Source organism: Prauserella alba, from assembly GCF_024171735.1.
Lineage (GTDB): Bacteria > Actinomycetota > Actinomycetes > Mycobacteriales > Pseudonocardiaceae > Prauserella > Prauserella alba.
The window spans coordinates 147045-154892 of the sequence record NZ_JAMTCH010000008.1 but is presented as its reverse complement, the minus strand read 5'-3'; the positions used below and the strand labels follow the sequence as shown (position 1 = coordinate 154892).

8 protein-coding genes and 2 rRNA genes are annotated in these 7848 nt (G+C 72.4%); 8 read left to right on the top strand and 2 right to left on the bottom strand.

The annotated features are described in order from the left end of the window. Both LY12_RS24405 and rrf read left to right on the top strand, forming a co-directional pair. Nucleotides 1–106, top strand: a 23S ribosomal RNA gene (locus LY12_RS24405); the annotation flags it as partial. A 95-nt stretch (nt 107–201) separates the two neighbouring features. Further along, nucleotides 202–318 (top strand): 5S ribosomal RNA (rrf, locus tag LY12_RS24400). 88 nt (nt 319–406) lie between these two features. Here rrf and LY12_RS24395 read toward each other — a convergent pair. Then, nucleotides 407–1099 carry a hypothetical protein gene (locus tag LY12_RS24395; RefSeq protein ID WP_253859809.1) on the bottom strand — a complete coding sequence of 231 codons (693 nt, stop codon included), beginning with the start codon at nt 1097–1099 and terminating at the stop codon, nt 407–409. Between the two features lie 48 nt (nt 1100–1147). On the opposite strand from LY12_RS24395, the gene LY12_RS24390 reads away from it, so the two are divergent. The 5 genes from LY12_RS24390 to LY12_RS24370 all read left to right on the top strand — a co-directional run bounded on the left by LY12_RS24390 (nt 1148) and on the right by LY12_RS24370 (nt 4962). After that, a complete protein-coding gene (locus tag LY12_RS24390; protein ID WP_253859808.1) occupies nt 1148–1819 on the top strand; it encodes a tetratricopeptide repeat protein in 672 nt (223 codons plus the stop codon). Beyond that, on the top strand, nt 1812–2822 hold the full coding sequence (locus LY12_RS24385) for an HAD-IIA family hydrolase (RefSeq protein ID WP_253859807.1): 1011 nt from the start codon (nt 1812–1814) through the stop codon (nt 2820–2822). The genes LY12_RS24390 and LY12_RS24385 overlap by 8 nt, the downstream gene beginning before the upstream one ends. 84 nt (nt 2823–2906) lie before the next feature. Continuing rightward, nucleotides 2907–3134: a hypothetical protein gene (locus LY12_RS24380; RefSeq protein ID WP_253859821.1), complete on the top strand. Its 228-nt coding sequence runs from the start codon at nt 2907–2909 to the stop codon at nt 3132–3134. Nucleotides 3135–3191: 57 nt separating this feature from the next. Then, nucleotides 3192–4013, top strand: coding sequence for a TlyA family RNA methyltransferase (locus tag LY12_RS24375; protein WP_253859806.1), 822 nt, complete (start codon nt 3192–3194; stop codon nt 4011–4013). 25 nt (nt 4014–4038) lie between these two features. Further along, entirely contained in the window at nt 4039–4962 is a 924-nt protein-coding gene (locus tag LY12_RS24370) for an NAD kinase (protein WP_253859805.1), read from the top strand. A gap of 53 nt (nt 4963–5015) precedes the next feature. Here LY12_RS24370 and LY12_RS24365 read toward each other — a convergent pair whose 3' ends face one another. Further along, complete coding sequence (locus LY12_RS24365) at nt 5016–5603, bottom strand: DUF4232 domain-containing protein (protein WP_253859804.1); 588 nt, start codon at nt 5601–5603, stop codon at nt 5016–5018. Nucleotides 5604–5649: 46 nt separating this feature from the next. Between LY12_RS24365 and recN the strand changes: the two genes are divergently transcribed. Next, nucleotides 5650–7728 (top strand): DNA repair protein RecN, encoded by a 2079-nt coding sequence (recN, locus tag LY12_RS24360; RefSeq protein ID WP_253859820.1) that lies wholly within the window; start codon nt 5650–5652, stop codon nt 7726–7728. The last annotated feature ends 120 nt before the right edge of the window (nt 7729–7848 follow it).

The following is a 7848-nucleotide window of genomic DNA, read 5'->3' as shown; positions in this document are numbered from 1 at the left end:
GATGGGTTAAGGCCCCCAAGAGATGATTGGGTTGATAGGCCAGACATGGAAGCGCAGTAATGTGTGTTGGAGTGGACTGGTACTAATCGGCCGAGGACTTGCCCACGAAGATGCTACGCACCCACTCTACGATCCTGAAACACCACACCACCCCACACGCGGGTGTGTGGGGAAGCGACAGCATGTGTTGTTTCGTAGTGTTTCGGTGGTGATAGCGGTAGGGGTACGCCCGGTCCCATTCCGAACCCGGAAGCTAAGCCTGCCAGCGCCGATGGTACTGCATCCGAAGGGGTGTGGGAGAGTAGGACACCGCCGAACTTACTTACAGTGGTAGGGCCCGCTGGAAGCGACCGTCCCGGGAGGGATGGGCGCCCAGCGGGCCCTATCCGTATGCTCAACGAGAACTTCAACAGTGGGAGGACCCGTGTCCGACACGAGCGGGCGCGACCGTTCCGGCCGCGATGACCGTGGCCGCAATGACCGTGGCCGATCCGAGCGTTCCGGCGGCGCCGGCGATTCCGGCAACCGTGGCCGCAGCAATCCCGGGCGGCCGGGACAACAGAGCCGAGGTCGTCACGACGGCCCCCGCGGCGGTGCGAGCGGCGGCCGATCGGGCGGCCGCGACGACAGGCGAGATGGTGGCCGGGGCGGTTACGGCCGAGGATCCGACGATCGCGGACGCGGCGGTGAACGCGACGACCGGCGCAGGCAGCCCGGTGGCCGTGACGACCGCGGGGACCGACGGGAGCGGTTCCGGGACGACCGCACCCGGGACGACCGGGAAGGCGGCCGGGACCAGCGCCGATCCGGGGACCGCAGTGGCGGCCGTGACGACCGCGGACGCGGCGGTCACGGTGGTTCGCGCGACGATCGCGGTCCGCGTGACGGCAGGGGCAGGCCCGGCGGCGACCAGCGCCGGACCGGTGACTCGCGCCCCGGGAGCGGCGACCGGCGTTCCGGCGGCGGGGATCGGAAGTTCCGCGATGACCGCAACCGTGACGATCGGAAACGCGACGACCGCAACCGAGGTGACGGCCGTACGTTCGGCGACAGCAGACGTCGCGACGACCGCCGTCCCGACCGCGGTGCAGCCGGCCACGGTGGCAAGGCCGAATCGGGGAAGCCGGAGCGGAGCGCTCCGCGCGACGTGCCGACGGCGCCGGAGCTTCCCGACGAGGCCGAGTACTCGATGCTCGACGGTGACGCGAAGCGCGAACTGCGGTCGCTGCCGAAGGATTTCGCCGAGCGGATCGGCCGGCATCTGGTGGCGGCGGGCATATTGCTCGACACCGATCCGGACGCGGCGCTGGCCCACGCGCGCTACGCCAAGAAGCGTGCTTCCCGGATCCCGGTCGCGAGGGAAGCGCTCGGACTGGCCGCCTACCACACCGGCAACTGGTCCGAAGCGCTGTCGGAACTCCGGGCCGTGCGGCGCATGACGCACACCGACGCGCACATCGCGGTCATCGCCGACTCCGAACGAGCGATGGGCAGACCGGAACGCGCGATCGACATCGCGAAGGAAACGGACGTCGCGGGGCTCCCGAAGGAGACCGCGGTCGAACTGAAGATCGTCGAGGCCGGCGCCCGGCGCGACCTCGGCCAGCTCGACGCCGCCGTCGTCACGCTTCAGGGCGACGACCTGGATCCGCAACGTCCGCAGCCGTGGAGTGTGCGGTTGTTCTACGCCTACGCCGAGAATCTCGCGGCGGCGGGACGGACGGCCGACGCGGTGCAATGGTTCCTGCGTGCCGCCGAGATCGACGACGACGTGCAGACCGACGCCGCCGACCGTGCCGCGGAGCTCGCGGATGAGTGACACCGCGACCCTGCTCGACGTCTGCGACGCGTTGCTGTTCGACCTGGACGGCACGGTGTATCGAGGCGGGGAACCCGTACCGGGCGCCGCCGAGGCGGTGGCGTGGGCGCGGGGACGCGGTACACCGGTCCGGTTCGTGACGAACAACGCGTCGAAGGCGCCGGATGCCGTCGTGCAGCACCTGGCGAACGTGGGCGTGCCCGCCGACGACGGGGAAGTGAGCACGAGTGCGCAGGCGGGGGTGCGGCTGCTCGCCGACCGGCTGCCGGCCGGGGCGAGTGCACTGGTCGTCGGCACGGAGGCGCTGGCCGACCAGGTCGCCGCCGCGGGACTGAAACCCGTGCGGACCGCCGACGACTCCGTCGCCGGCGTCGTGCAGGGACATTCACCCGACACGGCGTGGCCCGTGCTCGCCGAGGCATGCCTCGCGATCCGCGCGGGCGCGGTGTGGGTCGCCTGCAACGAAGACGCGACGCTGCCCGCGGAACGCGGCCTGCTTCCCGGCAACGGGGCGATGGTCGCGGCGCTGCGTGCGGCCACGGGGGCGGCTCCGCTCGTCGCGGGCAAGCCCGAGACGCCGCTGTTGCGTCTCGCCGCGGATTCGGCCGGCAGTACCCGCCCACTCGTCGTCGGCGACCGACTCGACACCGACATCGCCGGCGCCGTCGCCGCGGGAATGGCCTCGCTGGCCGTCCTGACCGGCGTGGTGACACCGGCGGCTCTGCTCACGGCAGGGCCCGCCGAGCGGCCCGGATACCTCGCCGCCGACCTCGCCGCACTGGACGAGCCCGCCGACCGCGTGGCGGTCGGCGCCCAGGAGCCCTGGCACATCGACAACGGTGGCGACGCGCTGACGGTCACGGCGGCCGCACGGACGGAGCACGCAGACCCGGTCGCGCTGCTTCGCGGTCTGTGCGACGCGGCGTGGCGCACCGGAACGACGGCGGTGCGTTCCGGCGACGCCACGGCGAGGACCGCACTGGCCGAACTCGGCCTCGGCTGAACGTCCCGTCGCCGGCCGGGTCCGGCGCCCTGCGCAGGCCCTGGCGGCGACGGCTGCCGGTGCCGGATCGGATAGCGTTGGGGCGTGCACGACGACAGCCCGGTCCCCGGCCCGCCGCAGGAGGCCGGCCAGGAGACACCAGCGAACCACGATGTGGAAGCGGCCCAGGACACCGACCCGAAGGCCGGTATCGACGACGCCGTCACCGCTCTCGACGACCTCGACCGGCTGCCCGTGGCCGACCACGTCGAACGGTTCGAGGCTGTGCACACCGAGCTCACCGTCGCTTTGTCCAGCATCGACAAGGTGTGACCATGGCGGCCAACGGCTTGGGCACATCGGTGCGCCGCTGGTGGAAGCGGTCGAGCCATGCCGCGTAGGGCACGGCTCGACGCCGAACTGGTGCGGCGCGGGCTCGCGCGGTCCCGCGAGCAGGCCAGCACGCTGATCGGCGAAGGCAGGGTCACCGTCCGCGGCATGGTGGCGACCAAAGCGGCGACGGGCGTCGAGGCGGACGCACCGATCGTGGTCCGTAGCGACGACGACCCCGGCTGGGCGTCGCGGGGCGCGCACAAGCTGCTCGGCGCACTGGAGGCGTTCACCCCCGATGGGCTGACCGTCGCGGGTGCCCGTTGCCTCGACGCGGGCGCGTCCACCGGCGGATTCACCGACGTGCTGTTGCGGGAAGGTGCCCGTGAGGTCGTGGCGGCCGACGTCGGCCGCGGACTGCTCGACTGGCGCCTCCGCACCGACGAACGCGTCGTGGTACTGGACAAGACCAACGTCCGCAGTCTGAGCCCCGACGACATCGGCGGTCCGGTGGACCTGGTGGTGGCGGACCTGTCGTTCATCTCGCTGACGCTCGTGCTCGGCGCGTTCGCCGCGTGCGCGGCCGACGGCGCCGACCTGCTGCCGATGGTCAAACCGCAGTTCGAGGTCGGAAAGCACCGGTTGGGCAGCGGTGGTGTCGTTCGTGATCCGGAACTCCGCGGCGAGGCGGTGCTGACCGTGCTGGCGGCGGCGGCCGAACACGGCCTGCACCCGCGCGGCGTCACAGCCAGCCCGTTGCCGGGACCCTCCGGCAACGTCGAATTCTTCGCCTGGCTGCGCAAGGGCGGTGCGGACACCGGCGCCGAACGGCCCGACCCGGAACAGCTGGTGCGCACCGCGGTCGAGAAGGGACCGCAGTGACGGTGACGACGGTGAGGGGGCCGCAATGAGTTTCGGGCCTCGTGAAGTGCTGCTCGTGGTGCATCCGGACCGGGAGTCGACCCAGGACGCCGCGCGCGCGGTCGCCGCGCGGCTGGCAGGCGCCGGGATCGGCCTGCGCGTCGTCGACGACGAGGTGCGCCAGCTCGTCGGCCGCGCAGGGGACACGCCGTGCGTGGTGGTCGACCCCGAGCATCGCCCGGCGGACGGGGCCGAACTGGTGCTCGTGCTCGGCGGTGACGGAACCCTGCTGCGGGCGGCCGAACTGGCCCGGCCCGCCGGGGTGCCGGTGCTGGGCGTGAACCTGGGCCGCGTCGGGTTCCTCACCGAGGCCGACTCGCACGCACTGGCCGATACGGTCGAACGCGTCGTGCGGGGTGCCTACCGCATCGAGGAGCGCATGACCATCGACGTCACGGTGACGCGGGGCGACGAGGTCGTGGCCGCGACCTGGGCCCTCAACGAGGCCAGCGTGGAGAAATCCAGCCGCGAACGCATCCTCGACGCGCTGATCGAGGTCGACGGGCGGCCGGTGTCGGCGTTCGGCTGCGACGGGGTGCTGTGCTCGACGCCGACCGGATCGACCGCCTACGCCTTTTCGGCGGGCGGGCCGGTGGTGTGGCCCGACGTCGAGGCGCTGCTCGTGGTGCCCAGCAACGCCCACGCCATGTTCTCGCGCCCCCTCGTGGTCTCGCGCGAGTCGATCATCACGGTGAGTGTCGACCCCGACGGGTTCCCCGCGGTGCTGACCTGCGACGGGCTGCGTCACATCGAACTCGACGCAGGCATGCAGGTGCGGGTCGTGGCCGGCACGGTTCCCGTCCGGCTGGCGCACCTGTGGGACGGGCCGTTCACCGACCGCCTCGTGCACAAGTTCTCGCTGCCGGTGAAGAGCTGGCGCGAACGCCACGACCGCGGCGACCCGAGCTGACGACCGAACCGGCGTGGCTGCGCGGCGGATGCCGGGCACCACCGGCGACCGATTCAGCCGCTCTCGTCCCGGTGCCAGGCTCGCACCCCGAGCGTGCCGGTCGACCCGAGGTCGATGTGCAGCCCGTCCCGGTCCGCTGCCGACTGCTCCACCGGCTGCCAGGGCCGCCCCGCGGTGGGAGCGATCTCCAGGTACTCGCCGACGCCGGGTGCGCCGGTCGCGGTGTTGGTGTTGCGCCACATCAAGCCGGTCCGCGCGGTCCCGCCCGGTTGCAGTGTGAGCTCCCGCGGCGGGTCGTCGAACCCCTCCACCGTGGCGATACCCGCGGACCCCTCGCGGACGCGCACGTCCATCCGCGTCCGGTTCTCGTCGAGCACCCGTAGCCGGGGATATCCGCTCAGGTGCTGCGGCCGTTCGCTGCAGTTCGTGAACTCCAGATGCAGTATCCGCAGCCCCATGGCGGCCTCGCTGCCGACGGCTGCGATCCGCGCATCGCTCGCAGGACACGATTCGCCGGGTGCCGAGGGTGCCGAGGGTGCCGACGTCGGGGTTCCCACGGCTTCCGGCGCCGAGGTGGGCGTGCAGGCTCCCAGGAGCAGCATCGCCAGGAGTCCGGCCGATGCGGGTACGCGATGTCTCACCGGTGCATCCTCCCGGTTGTCGGTGACTGCCGATACGGTGGTGCCCGTGCTGGCCGAGATGCGAATCCAGGGCCTCGGAGTGATCGAGGACGCCCTGCTCGAACTGCACCCGGGTCTCACCGTCGTCACCGGTGAGACCGGGGCGGGCAAGACCATGGTCGTCACCGGACTGCACCTGTTGTCGGGTGGCCGGTCGGAGGCGTCGAAAGTGCGCGCGGGAGCGGCCAAGGCGGCCGTCGAAGGGCGTTTCGAGGGAATCGGTGCGTCCGGTGACCGTGCGCCCACGATCGTGACCGACGCGGGCGCGGACATCGACGAGGACGGCAGCGTCATCGCGCTCCGCTCGGTCGGTGCCGACGGCCGCTCGCGGGCGCACCTCGGCGGCCGGTCCGTACCGGTCGGGGTTCTCGGTGACCTGGCCGAGCAGCTGATCGCCGTCCACGGGCAGAACGACCAGCTGAAACTCCTGCGCGCGGCGCAGCAGCGTGCCGTGCTCGACCGGTTCGCCGGCGACCCCGTCGCGGCGTCGCTCGCCGAGTACCGGCGGGTCCGGCGGGAATGGCTCGAGGTGATCACCGAGCTCGAAGAACGGTCGTCGCGGTCCCGTGAACTGGCGCAACAGGCGGACATGCTGCGGCACGGCCTCGCCGAGATCGAATCGGCCGCCCCGGAGCCCGGCGAGGACACCGAACTGACCGAGCAGGTGAAACGGCTGTCCGCGGTCGACGAACTGCGGGAGACGGCCTCGGCGGCGTCGGCCGCCGTCTCGGGGGCGGCCGACGGCGACCCGGACGCCCCCGGCGCGCTCGGGCTGCTCGCCGAGGCCCGCCGCAGGCTGTCGGCGGCCGACGACACGGTGCTGCGCGAATTGGAACCCCGCGTGGCCGAGGCCGCAACGCTGCTGTCCGACGTCGGTGCCGAACTCACCGGCTACCTCGACGGTCTCGAAGCCGATCCCGAGCGACTGGAACGGATCCTCGCCCGGCAGGCGGACCTGAAGAAACTGACCCGCAAGTACGCCGCGGACGTCGACGGCGTGCTCGCGTGGGCGGAGGACGCGCGGGAACGACTCGCCGGGCTGGACACCTCCGACGAAGCCCTGAGCGCACTTGCGGCCCGCCGGGACGACTTGGCTGCCGAACTGGCGGCCCACGCGGAGGCGGTGAGCACCGCCCGGCGCAGCGCTGCGGCGGAGCTGGCGGCGGGGATCACCGCCGAGCTGGCCGGCCTGGCCATGGGGCAGGCCGAGGTCGAACTGGCCGTCGGCACCAAGGCGGCCGACGACGCCGATCCGCACGCGCTGACCGTGGCGGGGGAGCGGGTGCACGCGGGCCCAGAGGGTGTCGACGAGGTCGAGCTGGTGCTGAAGGCCCATTCCGGGGCGCAGCCGATGCCGGTGCACAAGGCGGCCTCCGGCGGTGAGCTATCGCGCGTGATGCTGGCGATCGAGGTCGTGCTGGCGCACGCAGACCCCGTGCAGACGCTCGTGTTCGACGAGGTGGACGCCGGCGTCGGGGGCCGCGCGGCCGTCGAGATCGGCAAACGGCTCGCGACGCTGGCACGGACCCACCAGGTGCTGGTGGTGACCCACCTGCCGCAGGTGGCGGCGTTCGCCGACCGGCATCTCGTGGTGGACAAGGGAACGGCCGACGGCATCACGCGCAGTGGTGTGACCGTGCTCGACCCGGAACACCGGGTCGACGAGCTCGCGCGCATGCTGGCCGGTCTCGACGACAGTGAGGCGGGCCGCGCCCACGCGGAGGAACTGATCGCCACCGCGGACACGTACAAATCGGAACCGGCCCCCGGGAAGGGCGGCGCTGCGAAGGGCGGCGCTGCGAAGGGCGGCGCTGCGAAGGGCGGCGCTGCGAAGGGCGGCGCTGCGAAGGGTGCCGCGGCGAAGGGTGCTGCGAAGGGCGGTGGCTCGGACGCCACGGCTTCGCGGCGGACGGGCTCGACGGCCACGCCGCGGCAGGAGAAGGCACCGCGGGATGAGAGGACACCGCGGGATGAGAAGGCACAGCGGAGCGAGAAGGCACAGCGGAGCGAGAAGACTCGGGGCGAGAAGAAGACGTCCGGAAAGTCGGGTTCCGGGAAGGGATCGGCCGGTCGCGACCGGACGTGACCCGTCCGAAGTGGATCTTTCGCCGACGGCGGCGGTGGTGCCGGGAGCGGGCGGCGGCGATGCGCCCGCTCCCGGTGTGACCGGTTCCCGGCGGCGCGCAGGTGGTGTGATCCACGGCGC

Excerpts from the sequence above, each read along its gene's own strand:
- LY12_RS24375 (WP_253859806.1), top strand. The coding sequence starts at position 3,192 with ATGCCGCGTAGGGCACGGCTCGACGCCGAACTGGTGCGGCGCGGGCTC.
- LY12_RS24370 (WP_253859805.1), top strand. The coding sequence starts at position 4,039 with ATGAGTTTCGGGCCTCGTGAAGTGCTGCTCGTGGTGCATCCGGACCGG.
- LY12_RS24385 (WP_253859807.1), top strand. The coding sequence starts at position 1,812 with ATGAGTGACACCGCGACCCTGCTCGACGTCTGCGACGCGTTGCTGTTC.